This is a genomic window from Streptomyces sp. NPDC088194, assembly GCF_040702025.1.
Lineage (GTDB): Bacteria > Actinomycetota > Actinomycetes > Streptomycetales > Streptomycetaceae > Actinacidiphila.
The window spans coordinates 1-19,382 of sequence record NZ_JBFBIV010000129.1 but is presented as its reverse complement, the minus strand read 5'-3'; the positions used below and the strand labels follow the sequence as shown (position 1 = coordinate 19,382).

Sequence of the window (19,382 nt, the reverse complement as noted above, 5' to 3'; positions counted from 1 at the left end):
CCTTCGCGAACTCGTTGATGAAATGTCGACGACCCCACAACTGACGGGTGTAAGCCACCAGACCAGGCCGAGCACCACTGACCGACAAGCCGTACTTGGCCGCGAGCTCCGCCGGACTGAGGCCGTCGTCAAAGGCCGAGGGCACCGGCGGGGCACCGACGGCGACCGCACCATTGTGCGTGGTATCGCTCACAGTTGACACTTTCGTCCTCAAGGTGCGCGCCGGGTGCAGGGGGTCTCCCGGACTGCGCCTGATGCTCTCAGATCCGAGCTTGTCAGATGATCGGGGGTCGACCCAGCCGGGTCAACCGCCATACCGTACGCCAGCGCATGGCCCGCCGGGGACCGCACGGTGTGGCCCAGCCCTCCCGGAAGCCGCCGAACCACGCGCGCAGCGCGGTGCCCGACGGCCTGCGCACCAAGGTGAGCGCCAGCCATACGCCGAGATACACCGGCACCAGGGGCCAGGGCAAGTTGCGCCGGGCCAGCCACACACGGTTTCTGGCCACCAGCCGGTGGTAGACCGCGTGCCGGGCGGGCGAGGTGGCCGGGTGCAGGAGCACCAGGTCGGAGCGGTAGTCGATCATCCAGCCGGCGTCAAGGGCACGCCAGGCCAGATCCGTCTCCTCGTGCGCGTAGAAGAACTGCTCGGGCAGCGCGCCGACCTGCCGGATGACCTCGGTGCGCACCGCGCAGGCACCGCCGAGGAAGGTGGTCACCCGGGAGTTGCGCATCGGGTCGGACGCGCGCAGCCGGGGCACGTGCCGGCGCTGGGTCTCGCCGGTCTGCGGGTCGGCGATCCGGAAGCTGATGATGCCCAGTTCGGGGTCCCGCGCGAACGCCTGCCGGACCAGCTCACCGGTGTCGTCGCCGGGCAGCAGGCCGTCGTCGTCGAGGAAGAGCACGATGTCGACGTCGCGGCCGCCGGGGCCGAACAGCTCGACGCCGACGTTGCGGCCGCCGGGGATGCCCAGGTTCTCCGGCAGTTCGGCGGTGCGCACGTGCTCGCGCTGCATCACCGGCAGCGGAGAGCCGTTGCCGACCAGCGCCACCTCGATCGGCGCGCCCTGCTGCTTGGCGACGGAGTCCAGCAGGTCCTGCAACTCCGCGGGACGGGTGCCCATGGTGATGATGACGGCGCCGACCGTCAGCGGGGTGCTCACTTCAGCCTGCTCGACGCGAGGACGGAGACGAGGTGGAGCAGGGTCTGCAGCAGCGCGATGCCGGCCAGCACGGCCACGCCGAGCCGGGTGAAGAACAGGTCGCCGCGGATCTGGTCGACGATCGCCAGCAGCAGGATGAGCATCGACGCCTCGATGCCGAGCACCAGCCGGTGGAACTGCAGGGCGGCGGCGGCCCGGCGGGCCAGCGCCATCCCGGAGGAGCGCGGCTCGGACGCCGACTCCTTGACCGGGGGCAGCCCGCCCTGGTGGCGGGCCACGCCGACGAGGTCGGTCTCGGCCTTGATCAGGACCGCGCCGAGCGCGGCGAGCGTGCCCAGGAAGGCCCACAGCCAGTCGATCCGGCCGCTGCCCCAGATGTCGGCGGCGCGCATCCCGAAGCCGACCAGCACGGCGGCGTCGGTCAGGTAGGCGCCGACCCGGTCGAGGTAGACGCCGGAGAGCGAGTACTGCTTCTTCCACCGCGCGATCTCGCCGTCGACGCAGTCGAGCAGCAGGTAGAGCTGGACCGCGACCACACCGAGCACGGCACCGGCTATGCCTGGCACCAGCAGCGCCGGGGCGGCGAGCACGCCGCAGACGGTCATCAGATAGGTCAGTTGGTTGGGCGTGACACGGGTGTTGACCAGGTGCCGGTCGATGCGCAGCGACACCTCGCGCATGTAGAGCCGACCGGCCCAGTGCTCGCCGCTGCGCCGGTCCTTGACGCCCGCCGGATGAACGACGGGGCGCAGCTCAGCTACTGATGGTTTTGGCATAGTCGGCGTATGCGTCCCTGATCTCGGTGGCGGACAGGTCGAGGTGTTCCAGAATCGTGTAACGCCCGGGGCGGGTCTGCGGCGCGTAGCGCACCACGTCGACGAACTCCTGGGCGGTGAAGCCGATCTGCTCGGGCAGCACCGGCAGTCCGTGCCGGCGCAGGGTGTCGGCGATCAGCGCGGACTGCTCGCGGGCACCGCGCAGGTGCATCGCGAAGGCGGCGCCGAGGCCGGCCCCCTCGCCGTGGGCGGGGGCCCGCTGCGGGAAGAGCAGGTCGAAGGCGTGCAGGATCTCGTGGCACGCGCCGGAGGCCGGGCGGCTGTCGCCGCTGACCGACATGGCGAGGCCGGAGAGCACCAGGGCCTCGGCGAGGACGGTGAGGAACTCGTCGTCGCCGATGGTGCCGGGGTGGCGCAGCACCGCCTCGCCGGCGGTGCGGGCCATGGCCGCGGCCAGGCCGTCCACCCGCTCGCCGGTCTCGCGGTGCGACAGTTCCCAGTCGGCGAGCGCGGAGAGGTTGGAGACCGCGTCGCCGATGCCGGCCCGGACGAAGCGGGGCGGCGCCTCCCGGACCACGTCCAGGTCGATCACCAGCGCTATGGGCGTCGGGACGCCGTACGATCCGCTGCCGTTGTCGTTGTCGAGGGTGGAGACCGGCGAGCAGATGCCGTCGTGCGAGAGGTTGGTGGCGACTGACACCATCGGCAGCCCGACCCGCGCGGCGGCGTACTTCGTCGCGTCGATGATCTTGCCGCCGCCCAGGCCGACCACGGCGTCGTAGTGGCTGCCGCGCATCGCCTCGGCGAGCTTCACGGCCGCGTCGATGGTGCCGCCGGCCACCGGGAACCAGTCCGCGCCGGGCAGCTCGGGGGCCAGCCGCTCGCGCAGGCGGGCGCCCGAGCCGTCGCTGACCGCGATGGCGATCTTGCCGGCCGCCGAGATCCGCTGGTCGGCCAGGAGCCGGGAGAGGTCGGCGAGCGCGCCCCTGCGGATGTCGACGACGACCGGCGAGGGAACCAGCCGGGTCAGTACTGGCACGCGATCTCCCGTCCACGGGCGAGGTCGGCGTGGTTGTCGATCTCGACCCACGGGATGTCGCCGACCGGCGCCACGTCCAGGGTGTGGCCGCGGTCGACCAGTTCCTGGTAGCCGTCCTCGTAGTACAGGTCCGGGTCGCGCTCGTAGGTGGCCTTCAGCGCGTCGGCGAGGTCGGCGGCCGCGTCGGCCTCGATCAGGGTGACGCCGATGTACTCGCCGGTGGCCGCGGCCGGGTCCATCAGCTTGGTGATCCGGCGCACCCCGCGGCCGGGCTCGGTGACGACCTTCATCTCCTCGTCGGCGAGCTTCTTGACGGTGTCCAGCGCGAGGATGATCCGGCGGCCCTCGCCGCGGGCGGCCAGCAGGGTCTGCTCGACGGAGACCGGGTGCACGGTGTCGCCGTTGGCCAGAATCACCCCCTCCCGGAGCACGTCGCGGGCGCACCACAGGGAGTAGGCGTTGTTCCACTCCTCGGCCTTGTCGTTGTCGACCAGGGTCAGTTCGACGCCGTAGCGGGCCTCCAGGGCCGCCTTGCGCTCGTACACCGCTTCCTTGCGGTAGCCGACCACGACGGCGGCCCGCTTGATGCCGACCGCGGCGAAGTTCCCCAGCGTGAGGTCGAGTACGGTCGGGCCGTCCGCGGCGCCGTCCGGTCCGACCGGCACCAGCGCCTTCGGCAGCGTGTCCGTGTACGGCCGCAGACGCCGTCCTGCGCCTGCCGCCAGCACCAGGCCGATCATGCGGGTTCTCCTGATTCGTCGTGTACGGCGGGCGCCCCGGAGGACACCCAGAAGCGGATGCTCTCGGTGACGACGAGCAGCGCGAGTACGGCGGCGAGCACCGTCAGCGCGACGGTGAAGCCGGTGCGGTGGGCTCCTGTGACCAGGGCCGCCGACAGGACGGCCACCAGCAGCGCCCGGCCCTCGTGTCCGCCCGCCGCCCGCACCAGCGCGCGGGGCGGCGCTCCGGTGCCGCCGCGGATGCGGTACACCGTGTCGTAGTGATGGTAGGCGACCGCGGCCACCAGCCCGAATGCGGCGGGCAACGCCCCGTTCACCTGGGAGACGGCCGCCAGTGCCAGCACCGCGCCGTACTCGCCGGCCCGGAAGAACGGCGGCACCAGCCAGTCCAGCGCGCCCTTCAGCGGCCGGGCGACGGCGATCCCGCTGGTCACGACGTAGAGTGCGGCGGCCGCGACCACCCACCAGGTGCCGCGGGCGGCCAGTGCGGCGGTCGCGGTGAGCGCGCCGGCGCCGATCGCGGCGAGCAGCGGCGGTGCGAAGGCGGGCAGCCGCCGGGCGAGCGGGGCGGTGACGCGTGCCACGGCCTCGGCCAGCGGTCCGCTGTCGGCGAGGTCGGCGAGCGCCTGGGCGGCCCGGTCGGTCCGCTTCGCCTTCCGGGTGAGCGAGCGCAGCACCCGGCCGGCGGTGGTGTAGCAGGCGGCGAGGCCGCAACCGATCAGCAGGACCACGAAGGTGATCCGGGGCGTGGTGGCGGCGGTCAGCACCGCGATCAGGAACCAGCGCTCGCCGATCGGCAGCACGATCATCCGGCGCACCCACACGGTCCAGCCGACGCTGTCCAGCCGCCCGGACAGGGCGGCGGTGGGGCTGGTGTTGGCGGCGGCGTCGTGATTGGCCTCGTTGAAGGAGAAGTCCACGACGTGCCGGCAGGTCTGGAGCACCATCGCGCCCAGCGCCAGCGCCCACACGTCGTCATGGCCGCCGCGGGCCGCGCCCAGCGCCAGGCCCGCGTAGTACGCGTACTCCTTGGCGCGGTCGAAGGTCGCGTCCAGCCAGGCGCCGAGCGTGGAGTACTGCAGGGAGTAGCGGGCGAGCTGGCCGTCGGTGCAGTCCAGGACGAACGAGGCGAGCAGCAGCACCCCGGCGGCGACGTAGCCGACCCGGGTGCCGGTGGCCGCGCAGCCGGCGGCGATCAGCGCGACCAGCAGGGACGCGGTGGTGACCTGGTTGGGGGTCAGGCCGCGCCGGGCGCACCAGCGCGCGATGTAGCGGGAGTAGGGGCTGATGAAGTGCGTGGTGAAGAAGCCGTCGCGGGACTTCACCGCGCTGCGCAGCCGCACCGCCTCCTCGTCCACGCCGGCGATCGCGTCGGCGGCGGCGGCCTGCTCCTGCGGGCCGCGGGCCACCCGGGCCACCAGCACGCCCAGTTCCGGCCGGTACGGTTCGGCGCCCTGCCGGCCCAGTTCCCCGGCGAGCAGGTCGGCGAGCACGTCGCCGTCGGAGACGGTGGCGGTGGGCGCGCCGCCCTGCGCCGCGGCCGGGCCGGCCGCCACCACCGGGGCGGCGGCGTTGCCGGCCAGGTCGGCGAGCGCCCTGGCCAGGGCCGGGCGGGCGGCGGTCTGCACGGCCAGCGCGCCGGGCACGGCGCCGGCGTCGAAGCGGGGGTCGGTCAGCGCCAGCCGCAGGGCGTGGCGGTGGCCGCGGAAGCGGCGGTCGACGACCGCGACGCGCTCGGCGGGCGGCGCGTCGGCGACGCGCTCGGCCACCGCGCGCGGCCCGTCGGCCTCCACGACCTGGAATCCCAGGGCCCGCAGGTCGTCCGCGAGCGGCGACGGCGTCCCGGCGTCGGGCGGGCCGGTGAGAATTGCGGTCGACAGAGGAACCCACTCCCTGAATGCGTACGAAGGCGCACCGGCGAGGCCGCGGCAGGCGGCTCCGGGCCGGACACGACGGCGAGGTTATCGGATGCGGGTCGGCAGTCGTTCACTGCGTGTTCGCCTGAACTTGGCCCGTCCGGTGTGATCATCATCCTCGATTCCGGGCGCCCGTCACAACATTGGGGCATCCATGCCTCCTCACCGCCTCACAGATCACTGTCGGCGACAACTGAGGGTCACCTCACCACCGCAGGTCATCGCACATGACAACGGTCTCCAGTATCGGCTTGCCCACGGTGGGTAACCGGTGTTGACTGGCCGCCGGGACCACGCGAGCAGACGTTCTGCGGGCGTCATCAGCATGCGGAAGGGGGCCTCGCCGATGGGCGCAGGGATCGGCCACAGCCACGGGAACGGCCATGGCCATCAGCACGGCCCGGTCGCCGCCACCGCCGGCGGCGCGCACCGCGGACGGCTGCGGATCGCCCTGTCGATCACCCTGCTGGTGCTGGCCACCGAGGTGGCGGGCAGCCTGCTCACCGGTTCTCTCGCGCTGCTCGCCGACGCGGGCCACATGGCCACCGACGCGGCCGGCCTGGCGATGGCGCTGCTCGCCGTACACGTCGCCGCCCGGCCGCCGAGCGAGCGCCGCACCTTCGGCTACGCCCGCGCCGAGATCCTGGCCGCGGGGCTCAACGCGCTGCTGCTGCTCGCCGTCGGCGTCTTCATCTTCTACGAGGGCGTGCGCCGCCTGATCACCCCGCACGGCATCGACGGCGGCGCCACGATCGTCTTCGGTGTGATCGGCCTGGTGGCGAACTCGGTGTCGCTGGTGGTGCTGATGGCCGGCCAGAAGGAGAGCCTGAACGTCAGGGCCGCCTTCCTGGAGGTGATGGCCGACGCGTTCGGCTCGCTCGCGGTGGTGGCGGCCGCGGTGACCTACCTCGTCAGCGGCTGGCGGCAGGCCGACGCGGTGGCCTCGCTGCTGATCGGCGTGCTGATCGTGCCGCGCATCTGGCAGCTCCTGCGCGAGGTGCTGGACGTCCTGCTGGAGGCGGCGCCCAAGGGCGTGGACATGCGGCAGGTGCGGCGGCACATCGAGACGCTGCCGGGCGTCGAGGGGCTGCACGACCTGCACGTGTGGACCATCACCTCGGGCCTGCCGGTGCTGTCCGCGCACGTGGTGGTGAGCCAGGACGTGCTCGACGCGGTGGGGTACGAAAAGATGCTGCACGACCTCCAGGGCTGCCTCGGCACGCACTTCGACGTCGAGCACTGCACGTTCCAGCTCGAACCGGCCGGGCACGCGGCCCACGAGCCCGGGCTGTGCCGCTGACGGCGCCCGGTGCCGCCGGGTGACCACCTGTGCGCCTCCGGGCGCCGGTGCGGCGAGGCGGTGCGGGCGCGGAGCAGACGCGGCGGTGAGGCAGACTAAGGGCCTGTCGTTTGGATCTCCGCGGGCTGAAGGAGCGGTGCCCGGATTTCACCGCACAGATCCGAACGACGGGCCCTTAGGGCTTGTCGTCGAACGCGAAGGATGGAAATGCCAACCAGTCCTGCCACCGGCCGACCCGGCTCCCCCGCCACCGTGCCGTCCCCGAACGGGGTAGCAGAACCGATCATGCTCGAACTGGTCGACGAGAACGGCGTCACCATCGGCACGGCGGAGAAGCTGTCGGCGCATCTCGCGCCCGGCCGGCTGCACCGGGCGTTCTCGGTCTTCCTCTTCGACGACGAGGGCCGGCTGCTGCTCCAGCGCAGGGCGCTGAGCAAGTACCACTCCCCCGGCGTGTGGTCCAACACCTGCTGCGGCCACCCGTACCCCGGCGAGCAGCCGTTCGTGGCCGCGGCCCGGCGCACCGCCGAGGAGCTGGGGGTCGCGCCGGTGCTGATGCGCGAGGCGGGCACGGTCCGCTACAACCACCCGGACCCGGCCTCGGGCCTGGTCGAGCAGGAGTACAACCACCTCTACGTCGGCCTGGTCCGCGACCCGCTGCGGCCGGACCCGGAGGAGATCGGCGAGACGCTCTTCGCCACTCCCGACGAGCTGGCGAAGCTGCGCGAGGACGGCCCCTTCTCGGCGTGGTTCCAGACCGTGCTGGACGCGGCGCTGCCCGCGGTACGCGAGGTGACCGGCACCGCGGGTTGGTGACCGGCCGTACGGGTCGGTGACCGCAGGCTCGGGTCGGTGACCGGCCGTACGGGTCGGTGACCGGCCGTACGGGCGGGTGTCGCGCCAGGTCGCGGCCCCGCCCGGTCAGGACGTGAGCGGGCGCAGCGGGAGCGCCGCCCAGATCACCTTGCCGCCGCCCGGGGTCTGCGCGATGTCGCAGGAGCCGCCCGCCTCGTCCGTGATCGTCTTGACCAGCACCAGGCCGCGCCCGCCGGTGCGCGCGTGGTCGGTCTCCAGCGCCTTCGGCCGGTACGGGTGGTTGTCCTCCACCGCGATCCTGATCCACTCGGGGCCCACCGCGAGCTCGACCGCGACCTCGGGCGAGAGCACCGCGGCGTGCTTCACCGCGTTGGTGACCAGCTCGGAGACGATCAGCAGCAGGCCGAAGAGCGTGTCGTCGTCGATGGGGACGCCCTGCTCGTGGACGAGCGCGCGCACGCCCCGCCGCACCTGCGGCACCGAGGCGTCGACCGTGGGAGCGGTGAACCGCCACACCCCTTCGTACGGTCGTGGAACCGGAGCCGGTGTCGGGGCCTGACCGAGCGGGACACTCCCGCGGACCTCCATGACCGCACCCACCATCGCTTTCGCGTGACATCGTCCGACAGGGCCTGCCGAGGCGTCCGCCCGGGGAACCGTGGCGACCGGGAGGACCGGGAGAATCAGCCTCACCCGTCGAGTGTCCGCGTCTGTTGCACCTGCACGTGCAGGAGACCGCAACTCCACGACTTTGCGCGTTTCGCGATCGGATCGGACCGGAGGCGATCGGCTGCGCGTCGGATACCGACCGCCGGGTGTGTGGTCGGGGCGGTCGGGGCCGGGGCGGCACGCGTGGTTAGGATCGTCCGGCGGCACCTGGACGGTGCTCGTGCACGCACGAAGGAGCACCTGATGTCCCGGTTCGGCCCCGGTCTGCTGGTGAGCACCGAGGACGGTGCCGCGACCGTCACCCTCAGCAACTCGGCACGGCGCAACGCGATGACGCTCGGCATGTGGCGGGCGCTGCCCAGGGTGCTGGCCGGGCTGGCCGCCGACCCCGGAGTACGGCTGGTGGTGCTCACCGGCGAGGGCGAGGCGTTCAGCGCGGGTGCGGACATCTCGGAGCTGGCCGATCCCGAGGGGCGGCGGGCCGCGCAGGAGGCCGCGCTCGCGGCCGAGGAGGCGCTGGCGGCGTTCCCCAAGCCCACGGTGGCCGCGGTGCGCGGTTTCTGCGTCGGTGGCGGCTGCCAGCTCGCGGTCGCCTGCGATGTGCGGTTCGCCGCGCGGGGGGCGCGGTTCGGGGTGACCCCGGCCCGGCTCGGCATCGTCTACCCGGCTGCCTCCACCCGGCGCCTTGTCGCTCTCGCGGGGTCCGGCACCGCGAAGTACCTGCTGTTCTCCGCCGAGCTGATCGACGAGGAGCGGGCGCTGCGGACCGGTCTGATCGACGAGGTGGTCTCCGACGGGGACGAACTGGACGCGCGGGTGCGCCGGTTCGCGGAGGTCCTCACGAGTAGGTCGAGGCTCACGCAGGCCGCCGCGAAGGAGTTCGCGGCGGGGGAGCCGTCTGCTGAGCGTGTCGCCTACTGGGCCCGGCAGGCCACGGAGAGTTCTGAGGCGACGGAAGGGGCCGAGGCGTTTCTCGCGGGGGGTTGGGCTTCGGTGACGCCCCGCTCTGCTCCGTAAGGCCGTCGCGCGACCTTCTCGGGGCTCGGGCTCCCCCGGGGCAGCCCACGCCCCACCCTGCCCCGTCAGGCCGTCACGCGACCTTCTCGGCGCTGTGGCTGGTCGCGCCGTTCCCCGCGCCCCTGATATTCGCTCGGGCTCCCCCGGCGCAGCCACGCCCCACCCGGCCCCGTCAGGCCGTCACGCGACCTTCCGCCCGCTGCGGCTGGTCGCGCAGTTCCCCGCGCCCCTGATTTTCGCTCGGCTCCTCCGCGCCTCGGCTGCGCCCCTCCGGCCGCGGATTCCGCGCGCCTCCGGGATTGCTCGGGCTCCCCCGGCGCAGCCCCGCTCCGCCCTGCCCCGTCGGGCCGTCGCGCGACCTTCCGCCCACTGCGGCTGATCGCGCAGTTCCCCGCGCCCCTGATATCCGCTCGGCTCCTCCGCGCCTCGGCCGCGCTCCTGATATTCGCTCGGCTCCTCCGTGCCTTGGCTGCGCCCCTCCGGCCGCGGAGTTCCCCGCGCTCCTGATATTCGCTCGGCTCCTCCGTGCCTTGGCTGTGCCGCTTGGGGATTGATCGGCTTTGTCAGGCCACGCGGGTGGCTCCGGGGCGTTCGCGTTTGGTGGGGCCCTGGGGCATCGCGGGGTGGCGGCCGAGGAGGAGGACGCCGGCGACGACGGCGGCGAGGCCGGCGGCTTGGAAGGCGAGGGCGAGGGGGGTGACGCGGATCTGGTCGCCGAGGAAGCCGATTCCGCAGGCGATGCCGGCGAGGGGCTGGGCGGCGGTGAGGGCGGGGAGGGACATGCGGAGGGGGGCGGCCTCGAAGGCGGACTGGACCAGGAGTATGCCGGTGATGCCGATGCCGAGGACGGCGTAGGGCTGCCAGCTCACGAGGAGCTGGTCGAGCCCGTCGTCCTCGACGATGGACCCGCAGATGCGGGTGAGGGCGTCCTGGAGGCCGTAGATCAGGCCGGCGGCGAGCGCGAGGAAGGTGGCCTCGGAGGACGGCTGGAGGCCCTTCGCGTAGAGGGTGACCAGGAGCGCGAGCCCGGCCACGATGCCGAACACCAGCCAGTGCCGCAGCGCGCTCGCGACGTGCCCGCCGCTGTGCGGCTGCCCGGCGACGATGAACGCGGTCACGCCGAGCGCGAGCAGCGCCACCCCGCCCCAGCCGCTCCACCCCAGCGGTTGGCGGGTGAGCCAGCGCGACAGCGCCATCGCGAACAGCAGGTTCGTGGCGGTGAGCGGCTCGACCAGGGACACCTCGCCGTGGGTGAGCGCGATCGCGCTGAGCACCTGGCCGGCGACCATGAACCCGACGCCCAGCAGCCAGTCCGGCATCCGGATGAGGTCCAGCAGCAGCCGGAACGAGAGGATGTCCGCCCGCGGCGCACGGGCCGCCGCGCGCTGCTGCAGCACGAACCCCAGGCCCAGACAGCAGGCGGCACCTACGCCGAGCAGGAACACGGCCACGCCGTCACTGTAGCTCCCGGACCTGGGCACGTCCGGCGTTGGCGACCTCCGGCCCGGCGCGTGGCGCCGGTCAGGGCAGCGCGCTCGGCACGGTCTGCGCGCCCTCCCACACCGTGAGGAAGGCCAGCCGCAGGCACGCGGCGAGCGCCGGGTGCTCGATGTAGAGCGCGGTGGTCGCGTCGGTGCCGGCCACCGGGTCGGGCATGTCGCACAGGACGAGCGACGCGTCGGCCACCACCAGCTTCAGCGGCAGCTCTGCGGCGAACCGGCTCTCCTCCCCCGCCGCGCCGAACCTCCGCACGTTCTCCAGCACTTCGCCGTCGGCCAGCGCCTCGTTGGTGTAGATCGCCCGGACCGAGCCGCCGGAGCGGCGCAGCCGCCGTACGACCTTGATGCCGGTGGCGTTCAGCGGGGAGGCGACGAAGGGCGGCTTGCAGAAGCTCAGCAGCTCCTGCCGGGCCTGCGCCTGGATGTCGGCGAACGCCTCGGCGATCGACTTCGGGTCGCGCAGGATCTCCACGTAGTCCATCGGCACGGTCTGGGTGCGGCCCTCGGTCCAGACCGGCAGCAGCGCGGCGGTGAGCGCGGAGGACATCCGGTCCAGCCGCTCCAGGGTCTCGCGCTGGTGGGCCATCAGCCGGGCGACGGCGAGTTCGGGCGCGACCGCGGAGAAGGTGGCCACCCGGCCCGGCCGGGTGGTGGCCAACCGCCGCCTGACCAGCGCGTCGAGCACGTCGTAGACCCGCTGCCGCGGCACGTCCGCCTCGCGGGCGACCTCGGCCGCGGTGTAGGACTCGCGGCGGACCAGAGCGAGGTAGACCCGGGCCTCGTAGCGCGCCAGACCCAGTGCGACCAGGTCGCCGACCGGCTCTTCCTCCGTCTCCATGAACGACGACCGTATACGGCGGAGATCGTCCGGCGGAAGCGACCGGGGGGACACTCGGGCACAAGTCGAGGGCAATCCTTTACCAACACCCGGTAGTTCCTTGACGATACTCCTCACTACCTTCATCTCGTCACCACTCAACGGGGTGGCAGTGAACAGAAGTTGGCATCGGCTCCACCTGTTCCACGGGCTCCACACATTCCACCGGCTCCATCAGTGTCGCCCGTTTCCGCCCGCTCCACCCCGTTCACTCGCACCCCCGTTCCACCTCCGCCCCACCAGTGCACGTGCGCCACGCGAAGTCCAGGCGCGCCATGGCATGGCTTGTCATGCTCTTGACATATTCGGCCATGGACGCCCTCGTCAGGATTTCCCCCCCATGGAGGGCAGTTCATTGCAGCTCAGTACCGGCCCGGTCAGACGGGTCTTCCGGCGCGCGACCATCGCGGCGGTCGCCGCGGGCGCGCTCCTGACCGGCGGCATGTACGCCGCCACCGCCGCCACCGCGGCTCCCGCCACCAGCACGACCTCCGCCGCCGCCCCCGCGGCGAGCGGCAACGGCACCGCGGCCGTCGGCCCCGCCGCCGGCAAGGACGCCCAGCACCTGTGCGCGACCCCCAGCAAGGGCCAGATGGCCTGTATGGCGCTGGCCCGTACCGATGTCGCGCACCACCTCGGCATCTCCCCGAACGCGACCCCGTCCGGCTACGGCCCCACCGACCTGACGAGCGCCTACGCCCTGCCGAGCGGCGGCTCCGGCCAGACGGTCGGCATCGTGGACGCCCAGGACGACCCGAACGCCGAGGCGGACCTGGCCACTTACCGCTCGCAGTACGGCCTGCCGGCCTGCACCACGGCCAACGGCTGCTTCAAGAAGGTCAACCAGACCGGCGGCACCAGCTACCCGACCGCCGACTCCGGCTGGGCCGGGGAGATCTCCCTCGACCTGGACATGGTCAGCGCGGTCTGCCCGCAGTGCCACATCCTGCTCGTCGAGGCGACCAGCGCGAGCATGAGCGACCTGGGCACCTCGGTCAACGAGGCGGTCACCCTCGGCGCGAAGTACGTCTCCAACAGCTACGGCGGCGGCGAGTCCTCCTCCGACTCCAGCTACGACTCGTCGTACTTCAACCACCCGGGCGTCGCCATCACCGTCAGCGCCGGTGACGAGGGCTACGGCGCGGAGTACCCGGCCGCCTCGAAGTACGTCACCGCGGTCGGCGGCACGGCGCTCAACCGCGCCAGCGGCACCACCCGCGGCTGGACGGAGTCCGTCTGGAACACCTCCAGCTCCGAGGGCACCGGCTCCGGCTGCTCGTCCTACGACGCCAAGCCCACCTGGCAGACCGACACCGGCTGCTCCAAGCGCACCATCTCCGACGTCTCCGCGGTCGCCGACCCGGCCACCGGCGTGGCCGTCTACGACTCCTACGGCGCCAGTGGCTGGCAGCAGTACGGCGGCACCAGCGCCTCGTCGCCGATCATCGCCTCGGTCTACGCCCTGGCCGGCACCCCGGCCGCCGGCACCACCCCGGCGTCCTACCCGTACGCGCACACCGGCTCGCTCAACGACGTGACCAGCGGCTCCAACGGCAGCTGCAGCGGCAGCTACCTGTGCACCGCCGGCCCCGGCTACGACGGCCCGACCGGCCTCGGCACGCCCAACGGCACCGCTGCCTTCACCAACGGCGGCTCGACCGGCGGCAACACCGTGACGGTCACCAACCCGGGCAACCAGTCCACCCAGACCGGCACCGCGGCGAGCCTCCAGATCCAGGCCAGCGACTCCGCCTCCGGCCAGACCCTCAGCTACAGCGCGTCCGGCCTCCCGGCCGGCCTGTCGATCAACGCCTCCACCGGGTTGATCTCCGGCACCCCGACCACCGCGGGCACCTCCAGCGTCACGGTCACCGCCAAGGACGGCACCAACGCGTCCGGCTCGACGTCCTTCAGCTGGACCGTGAGCACCTCCGGCGGGGGCGGCGGCTGCACGGCCTCCCAGCTGCTGAGCAACCCGGGCTTCGAGTCCGGCACCACCGGCTGGACCTCGTCCTCGGGCGTGATCGACAACAGCACCGACGCCCCGGCGCACTCGGGCTCCTACAAGGCGTGGTTCGACGGCTACGGCACGACCCACACCGACACGCTCTCCCAGTCGGTGACGATCCCCGCCACCTGCACCAGCGCGAGCCTGTCCTTCTACCTCTACATCAGCACGGACGAGACGGGTTCGACCGCGTACGACAAGTTCACCGTCGCGGCCGGCTCCAGCACGCTCGCCACGTACTCCAACGTCAACGCGAGCAGCGGCTACGTGCTGAAGACGGTCAACGTCTCCTCCCAGATCGGCAAGACCTTCACCCTCAAGTTCACCGGCTCGGAGGACTCCCTCTACGCCACGTCGTTCCTGCTGGACGACACGGCGGTCAACGTGAGCTGATCCACCGCGCTCCGGCGCACCGAGACCACGTGGTCCGGGCCGCACATGAGGCGGCCCGGGCCACGTGACCATGTCCGGGGAGCCGCGTCCGGGGAGCCGCGTCCGGGGTGGGGTGCGGGGTGGAGCGTGCCCCGGGCTCCCTCACGTGGCCGCCGTCAGGCGCCGGCGCAGGCGGGTGGCGTCGCGGGCGGGCGGGAGGCCATAGTGGCGGCGGTACTCGCGGTTGAACTGGGTGGCGCTGGCGTAGCCGACCTCTTCCGCGACCAGGACCGCGGTGGTGCCGCCGGTGATGAGGCGGCGACGGGCCTCCTGGAGCCGCAGGTGCTTCTGGAAGCGCAGCGGGCTCATGCCGGTGGCGGCCTTGAAGTGCCGGTGCAGCGTGGCGGGGCTCATGTGGGCGACGGCGGCGATCGCCTCGACGGTGAGCGGCTCGCGGAAGTGCGCACATATCCAGGCGGCCGCGGCGCGCACCCGGGAGGCGGCCGTGTCGGCCGGGGTCAGCCGGCGCAGCATCGGGCCGAGCGGGCTGCCGAGCAGCCGGTAGAGGATCTCCGCCTCGATCCTGGGGGCGAGCGCGCCGATGTCGTCAGGGGTGTCGAGCAGCCGCACCCAGCGGGTGACCGCGTCCACGATCTCCGGGGTCATCGGCGCGGAGATCTGCCCGTCCTGGCTCGCGGGCGCGAGCGGCCGCCGGTCCGCGCCCTCCAGTTCGAGCAGCAGGTCGGCGAGCACCCCTCCGTCCAGCCGCATCACCGCGGCCCGGTAGGGCAACTGCTCGAAGACGGCGGTGACCGGCAGGATCAGCGAGTTGAAGAACATCTCGCCGCGCCGGGTCCCCCAGCTCCGCTCGCCCGCGGTGGAGTGCTTGGCGCCCTCGGCGATGAAGCAGATCATCGGCACGTAGAGCAGGTCCGCCGGCGGGACGGGTGCGTCGAGGGCGACCACGGTCAGGCGTGGCACCGCGCTGTCGCACCACATGCCGTCGCTGTGCCGGGCGACGGCGGCCGCGAGCTGGTCCACCGTGGCGCTCCTTCCGATCCGGTTGAGAGTATCGGGCAACAATATGCGATCAGCGCCCCATGCCCCGGAGCGGCTGTCTTCCTAGTGTGGAGGCATGGCACACAGCAACGAGACCGGCCAGGACGACACGGCCGGCCGGAACCGGATGAACGGTACGAGCAAGACGAGCGGCACGCGTGCCGACGGCGGAGGCAGCACGGACAGTACGGGCGGGACCGGCGAGACCGGCGGCGGGGCGCTGCCGCAGCGCCGGCTCGGCACCCAGGGCCTGGAGGTCGGCGCGATCGGGCTGGGCACGATGGGCATGACGATGGCGTACGGCTCGGGCGACGAACCCGGCGGCATCGCGACCATCCGGCGGGCCCGGGAACTGGGCGTCACCTTCTTCGACACCGCCGAGCTGTACGGCATGGGCACCGGCAGCAACGAGCGCCTGCTCGGCCGCGCGGTACGGGACTTCCGCGACGAGGTGGTGATCGCCACCAAGTTCGGCTTCGACCTCACCGACCCGGAGCACGTCGGCACCCGGCTCGACAGCCGGCCCGCGCACATCCGCGAGGTGGCCGAGAACAGCCTGCGGCACCTGGGCACCGACCGGATCGACGTGCTGTACCAGCACCGCGTCGACCCCGACGTCCCGATCGAGGACGTGGCCGGCACCGTCGGCGAGCTGATCGCCGAGGGCAAGGTGCGCTTCCTCGGGCTCAGCGAGGCCGGCCCGGACATCATCCGGCGCGCGCACGCGGTGCATCCGGTGTCGGTGCTCCAGACCGAGTACTCGCTCTTCGAGCGCGCCGTGGAGGCCGATGTGCTGCCGGTGGTACGCGAGTTGGGCATCGGCTTCGTGCCGTACTCGCCGCTGGGCCGCGGGTTCCTCACCGGTGCGGGCAAGCCGGCCGCGGAGTACCCGGCGGACGACATGCGCAGTTGGGACGACCGCTGGCAGCCGGGCAACTACGAGCGGAACGTGGCCGCCGTCCGCGAGTTGACCGCGCTCGCGGAGGGCAAGGGCATCACGGTGACGCAACTGGCGCTGGCCTGGCTGCTGGCGCAGGGCGAGGGCATCGTGCCGATCCCGGGCACCCGCAGCCCGCGGCGGCTGGCCGAGAACGTCTCGGCGGCACGGGTCGCCCTGACGCCGCAGGACCTCGCCCGGGTCCGGGAGATCCTGCCGCGCGGCGCGGCCGGGTCGCGCTATCCGGAGGAGATGATGCCGTCCTGGTGAGGCCGCCCCGACGCGCGCGGCCGGCACGCTCGCTGCCCGGGAGGACCGGGTGACCCGCTCCCGCTGACGCGTTCCGCGGCGCCGGACGGCTCCCCCGCCGGCCGGCGCCCGGTGGCCCGCGTCAGTGCTCGGTGATGCGCCCCTCGGCCACCTCGATACGGCGGGTGGTGTGCACGGCCTCGAGCATCCGGCGGTCGTGGGTGACGAGCAGGAGCGTGCCCTCGTACGAGGCGAGCGCGGACTCCAGTTGCTCGATCGCGGGCAGGTCGAGGTGGTTGGTGGGCTCGTCGAGGACGAGGAGGTTGACGCCCCGGGCCTGGAGCAGGGCGAGCGCGGCGCGGGTGCGCTCGCCCGGGGAGAGGGCGGCGGCGGGGCGCAGCACGTGCGCGGCCTTCAGCCCGAACTTGGCCAGCAGGGTGCGGATGTCGGCGGGTTCGAGGTCGGGCGCGGGTGCCCGGAACGCGTCGAGCAGCGTGTCGTCGCCGCGGAAGAGCCCGCGGGCCTGGTCGATCTCACCGACCACCACGCCCGGGCCGAGGGCCGCGTGCCCCTCGTCCAGGGGCAGCCGGCCGAGGAGGGCGGCGAGCAGCGTGGACTTGCCGGAGCCGTTGGCGCCGGTGATCGCCACCCGGTCCGCCCAGTCGATCTGGAGGTCGACCGGCCCGAACCGGAAGGCGCCGCGCCGCACTTCGGCCTGCCGCAGGGTGGCGACCACGGCGCCGGAGCGGGGCGCGGCGGCGATCTCCATCCGCAGCTCCCACTCCTTGCGTGGCTCCTCGACGGTGTCCAGCCGCTCGATCATCCGGTCGGTCTGGCGGGCCTTGGCGGCCTGCTTCTCGCTGCTCTCCGTCCGGGCCTTGCGGGCGATCTTGTCGTTGTCGGGCTGCTTGCGGACGGCGTTGCGCAGGCCCTTGTCCATCCAGCCGCGCTGCATCCGGGCCCGGGCCTCCAGGCCCGCCTTGGTGTCGGCGTACTCCTCGTACTCCTCCCGGGCGTGGCGCCGGGCGATCTCGCGCTCCTCCAGGTAGGCCGCGTAGCCGCCGCCGTACGTGGTCACCTGCTGCTGGGCGAGGTCGAGTTCGACCACGCGGTTGACGGTGCGGGCCAGGAACTCGCGGTCGTGGCTGACCAGGACGGTGCCGGCGCGCAGGCCCGCGACGAACTTCTCCAGCCGCTCCAGCCCGTCCAGGTCGAGGTCGTTGGTGGGTTCGTCCAGCAGGAACACGTCGTAGCGGCTGAGCAGCAGCGAGGCCAGGCCGGCGCGGGCGGCCTGGCCGCCGGACAGCGCCCGCATCTGCGCGTCGAGGCCCACCCCGAGGCCGAGCGAGCCCGCGGCCTCCTCCGCCCGCTCGTCCAGGTCGGCGCCGCCTAGGTCCAGCCAGCGGTCCAGGCTCTCCGCGTACGCGTCGTCGGCGCCGGGCGCCTCGTCCACCAGGGCCTGGGTGGCCGCGTCCAGCGCGGCCTGCGCGGCCGCGACCCCGGTACGGCGGGCCAGGAAGGCCCGTACGGTCTCGCCTTCCCTGCGGTCCGGCTCCTGCGGCAGGTACCCGACGTTCCCGGTCGACGGCGACAGCCGCACCGAGCCGTCCTCGGGGGTGCCGATCCCGGCGAGCAGCCGCAGCAGCGTGGACTTGCCGGCTCCGTTGGCTCCTACGAGGCCGACCACGTCGCCGCCGGCGACCACCAGGTCGAGCCCGCTGAACAGTGCCCGGTCGCCGTGCCCGGCGGCGAGGTTCTTCGCTACAAGTGTCGCGCTCATCAGGCCGGGGATCTTACCGTCTCCCCCCGGGCTCCCGCCGCTCCATTACCCCCGCCGCGCCCGGGCCCGGACCTGCCCTGCCCTGCCCTGCCCTGCCCTGCCCTGCCCTGCCCTGCCCGTCAGGGTCTGGACCTGACCAGGCCGGCGTCGTAGGCGAGCCGTTGCCGATCGCGACGAGGACCTCGCGCTCGCGTTCGCTGAGGTCCTTCAACCGGGGGTCCTGGGCCCCGGCCGGGTCGTTCGGGGCGAGCACCTGGTGGGCGTAGGCGTCCAGCAGGCGGCGGGTCAGGCTCGGCGCCACCACGGCCTCGCCGGTGGCCACCGCCTGGATGCCCGCCACGAGCTCCTCCGGGCGGGCGTTGGACCGTCTGCTCCCAGCAGCCCTCTCCCGCGCGCTACAACGTCTCCACGCGCGTCACCGTGCGCATCGTGAAGACGAAGGAGAAGTGCCCGGGCCGGTAGGGCCGGGTCAGGTGCGGAGTGCGGCCGGCAGGTCGTGGAGGGTGCGCAGGACACGGATGCCGTCGGCGGGCGGGGAGTCAGGGGCGCCGGGGTCGCGCCGCACCCAGTACGCCCGAAGGCCGGCGTCCCGGGCGCCGAGCGCGTCCACGGCGTAGTCGTCGCCGACGTACGCGACCTGGTGGGGCGGCACGTCCAGCTCCGCGCACCCGGCGTGGAAGATGCTCGCCGCGGGCTTGGCGGCGCCGTGCACGTCGCAGCAGACGAACGCGCCGCCGAGGTAGGAGAGCAGCCCGACGCAGGAGAGTTTGTGCCGCTGGGCCTCGGCGCCCGCGTTGGAGACGACCCCGAGGCGGTAGTGCGGCGCGAGCCGGCGGAGCACCGGCGCGGCGTCGTCGAAGGCCACCCCGAGCAGGTCGCGCCGCATCGCGTACCGCCCATACCACGCCAAGGCGTCCTGGCCGGACAGCCCGGGGCGGCCCAGGAACCGCCGCACCCGGACCTGTTGCTGCTCGTGGAAGCTCAACTCGCCGGCCAGAAAACGTCCGTACTCCTCCGCCGTCACTTCCCGCCAGCGCGCGAGCGCGTCCGCGGGCGACCGGAACCCGTCGAGGCCGTGTTTTGGAAGTAGCGCCGTCCGCCCAAAGGGCGGGGCCCGTGGCGTCTGGTGCGTGCGATCGCAAGGCGGAGGGTTGTCCTCGTAGTG

At 73.1% G+C, this 19,382-nt stretch carries 16 protein-coding genes and 2 pseudogenes; 5 read left to right on the top strand and 13 right to left on the bottom strand.

All coding sequences use genetic code 11. From position 1 onward, the window contains the following. The 6 genes and pseudogenes from AB0399_RS37280 to AB0399_RS37255 all read right to left on the bottom strand — a co-directional run. Window positions 1-193: pseudogene (locus tag AB0399_RS37280) on the bottom strand (ABC transporter permease); the annotation flags it as partial. 82 nt (window positions 194-275) lie between these two features. Further along, on the bottom strand, window positions 276-1,151 hold the full coding sequence (locus tag AB0399_RS37275) for a glycosyltransferase (protein ID WP_329373746.1): 876 nt from the start codon (window positions 1,149-1,151) through the stop codon (window positions 276-278). 8 nt (window positions 1,152-1,159) lie between these two features. Next, the gene (locus AB0399_RS37270) at window positions 1,160-1,939 is read right to left on the bottom strand and encodes a CDP-alcohol phosphatidyltransferase family protein (protein WP_329363240.1); all 780 of its coding nucleotides are present in this window, start codon (window positions 1,937-1,939) and stop codon (window positions 1,160-1,162) included. Next, entirely contained in the window at window positions 1,917-2,978 is a 1,062-nt protein-coding gene (locus tag AB0399_RS37265; protein ID WP_329363242.1) for an iron-containing alcohol dehydrogenase family protein, read from the bottom strand. The genes AB0399_RS37270 and AB0399_RS37265 overlap by 23 nt, the downstream gene beginning before the upstream one ends. Then, window positions 2,966-3,718 (bottom strand): phosphocholine cytidylyltransferase family protein, encoded by a 753-nt coding sequence (locus tag AB0399_RS37260; RefSeq protein ID WP_366414302.1) that lies wholly within the window; start codon window positions 3,716-3,718, stop codon window positions 2,966-2,968. The genes AB0399_RS37265 and AB0399_RS37260 overlap by 13 nt, the downstream gene beginning before the upstream one ends. Beyond that, window positions 3,715-5,598, bottom strand: coding sequence for a DUF5941 domain-containing protein (locus tag AB0399_RS37255; protein WP_366414304.1), 1,884 nt, complete (start codon window positions 5,596-5,598; stop codon window positions 3,715-3,717). The genes AB0399_RS37260 and AB0399_RS37255 overlap by 4 nt, the downstream gene beginning before the upstream one ends. A gap of 382 nt (window positions 5,599-5,980) precedes the next feature. Here AB0399_RS37255 and AB0399_RS37250 point away from each other — a divergent pair, with 382 nt between their 5' ends. Beyond that, window positions 5,981-6,934, top strand: a complete 954-nt coding sequence (locus AB0399_RS37250) for a cation diffusion facilitator family transporter (protein WP_329363245.1) — start codon at window positions 5,981-5,983, stop codon at window positions 6,932-6,934. Between the two features lie 207 nt (window positions 6,935-7,141). Then, complete coding sequence (idi, locus tag AB0399_RS37245; RefSeq protein ID WP_328471304.1) at window positions 7,142-7,750, top strand: isopentenyl-diphosphate Delta-isomerase; 609 nt, start codon at window positions 7,142-7,144, stop codon at window positions 7,748-7,750. Between the two features lie 105 nt (window positions 7,751-7,855). Here idi and AB0399_RS37240 read toward each other — a convergent pair whose 3' ends face one another. Next, window positions 7,856-8,338 carry an ATP-binding protein gene (locus AB0399_RS37240; protein WP_329363248.1) on the bottom strand — a complete coding sequence of 161 codons (483 nt, stop codon included), beginning with the start codon at window positions 8,336-8,338 and terminating at the stop codon, window positions 7,856-7,858. A gap of 324 nt (window positions 8,339-8,662) precedes the next feature. Between AB0399_RS37240 and AB0399_RS37235 the strand changes: the two genes are divergently transcribed. After that, the gene (locus tag AB0399_RS37235; protein ID WP_366414301.1) at window positions 8,663-9,436 is read left to right on the top strand and encodes an enoyl-CoA hydratase/isomerase family protein; all 774 of its coding nucleotides are present in this window, start codon (window positions 8,663-8,665) and stop codon (window positions 9,434-9,436) included. A 563-nt stretch (window positions 9,437-9,999) separates the two neighbouring features. On the opposite strand, the gene AB0399_RS37230 is transcribed toward AB0399_RS37235, so the two are convergent. Together AB0399_RS37230 and AB0399_RS37225 are read right to left on the bottom strand one after the other, a co-directional pair. Then, on the bottom strand, window positions 10,000-10,887 hold the full coding sequence (locus tag AB0399_RS37230; RefSeq protein WP_329363251.1) for a DMT family transporter: 888 nt from the start codon (window positions 10,885-10,887) through the stop codon (window positions 10,000-10,002). Window positions 10,888-10,957: 70 nt separating this feature from the next. Beyond that, window positions 10,958-11,773 carry a helix-turn-helix domain-containing protein gene (locus AB0399_RS37225; protein ID WP_328471296.1) on the bottom strand — a complete coding sequence of 272 codons (816 nt, stop codon included), beginning with the start codon at window positions 11,771-11,773 and terminating at the stop codon, window positions 10,958-10,960. 481 nt (window positions 11,774-12,254) lie between these two features. On the opposite strand from AB0399_RS37225, the gene AB0399_RS37220 reads away from it, so the two are divergent. After that, complete coding sequence (locus AB0399_RS37220) at window positions 12,255-14,213, top strand: putative Ig domain-containing protein (RefSeq protein ID WP_366414303.1); 1,959 nt, start codon at window positions 12,255-12,257, stop codon at window positions 14,211-14,213. A gap of 141 nt (window positions 14,214-14,354) precedes the next feature. On the opposite strand, the gene AB0399_RS37215 is transcribed toward AB0399_RS37220, so the two are convergent. Next, window positions 14,355-15,233 carry an AraC family transcriptional regulator gene (locus AB0399_RS37215; RefSeq protein WP_329363254.1) on the bottom strand — a complete coding sequence of 293 codons (879 nt, stop codon included), beginning with the start codon at window positions 15,231-15,233 and terminating at the stop codon, window positions 14,355-14,357. Window positions 15,234-15,471: 238 nt separating this feature from the next. On the opposite strand from AB0399_RS37215, the gene AB0399_RS37210 reads away from it, so the two are divergent. Then, complete coding sequence (locus AB0399_RS37210; protein WP_329373752.1) at window positions 15,472-16,458, top strand: aldo/keto reductase; 987 nt, start codon at window positions 15,472-15,474, stop codon at window positions 16,456-16,458. Window positions 16,459-16,579: 121 nt separating this feature from the next. On the opposite strand, the gene AB0399_RS37205 is transcribed toward AB0399_RS37210, so the two are convergent. The 3 genes and pseudogenes from AB0399_RS37205 to AB0399_RS37195 all read right to left on the bottom strand — a co-directional run bounded on the left by AB0399_RS37205 (window position 16,580) and on the right by AB0399_RS37195 (window position 19,241). Beyond that, window positions 16,580-18,217: an ABC-F family ATP-binding cassette domain-containing protein gene (locus AB0399_RS37205; protein ID WP_366414300.1), complete on the bottom strand. Its 1,638-nt coding sequence runs from the start codon at window positions 18,215-18,217 to the stop codon at window positions 16,580-16,582. Between the two features lie 157 nt (window positions 18,218-18,374). Then, window positions 18,375-18,578, bottom strand: a pseudogene (locus AB0399_RS37200) (DNA-binding response regulator); the annotation flags it as partial. Window positions 18,579-18,686: 108 nt separating this feature from the next. Continuing rightward, complete coding sequence (locus AB0399_RS37195) at window positions 18,687-19,241, bottom strand: HAD family hydrolase (protein ID WP_366414299.1); 555 nt, start codon at window positions 19,239-19,241, stop codon at window positions 18,687-18,689. Window positions 19,242-19,382: the final 141 nt, after the last annotated feature.

What these genes read in the sequence shown, in the direction of transcription:
- AB0399_RS37270 (WP_329363240.1), bottom strand. Translation starts at nt 1,939, where the DNA reads ATGCCAAAACCATCAGTAGCTGAGCTGCGCCCCGTCGTTCATCCGGCG.
- AB0399_RS37260 (WP_366414302.1), bottom strand. Translation starts at nt 3,718, where the DNA reads ATGATCGGCCTGGTGCTGGCGGCAGGCGCAGGACGGCGTCTGCGGCCG.
- AB0399_RS37250 (WP_329363245.1), top strand. Translation starts at nt 5,981, where the DNA reads ATGGGCGCAGGGATCGGCCACAGCCACGGGAACGGCCATGGCCATCAG.
- idi (WP_328471304.1), top strand. Translation starts at nt 7,142, where the DNA reads ATGCCAACCAGTCCTGCCACCGGCCGACCCGGCTCCCCCGCCACCGTG.
- AB0399_RS37240 (WP_329363248.1), bottom strand. Translation starts at nt 8,338, where the DNA reads ATGGAGGTCCGCGGGAGTGTCCCGCTCGGTCAGGCCCCGACACCGGCT.
- AB0399_RS37235 (WP_366414301.1), top strand. Translation starts at nt 8,663, where the DNA reads ATGTCCCGGTTCGGCCCCGGTCTGCTGGTGAGCACCGAGGACGGTGCC.
- AB0399_RS37225 (WP_328471296.1), bottom strand. Translation starts at nt 11,773, where the DNA reads ATGGAGACGGAGGAAGAGCCGGTCGGCGACCTGGTCGCACTGGGTCTG.
- AB0399_RS37220 (WP_366414303.1), top strand. Translation starts at nt 12,255, where the DNA reads ATGTACGCCGCCACCGCCGCCACCGCGGCTCCCGCCACCAGCACGACC.
- AB0399_RS37205 (WP_366414300.1), bottom strand. Translation starts at nt 18,217, where the DNA reads ATGAGCGCGACACTTGTAGCGAAGAACCTCGCCGCCGGGCACGGCGAC.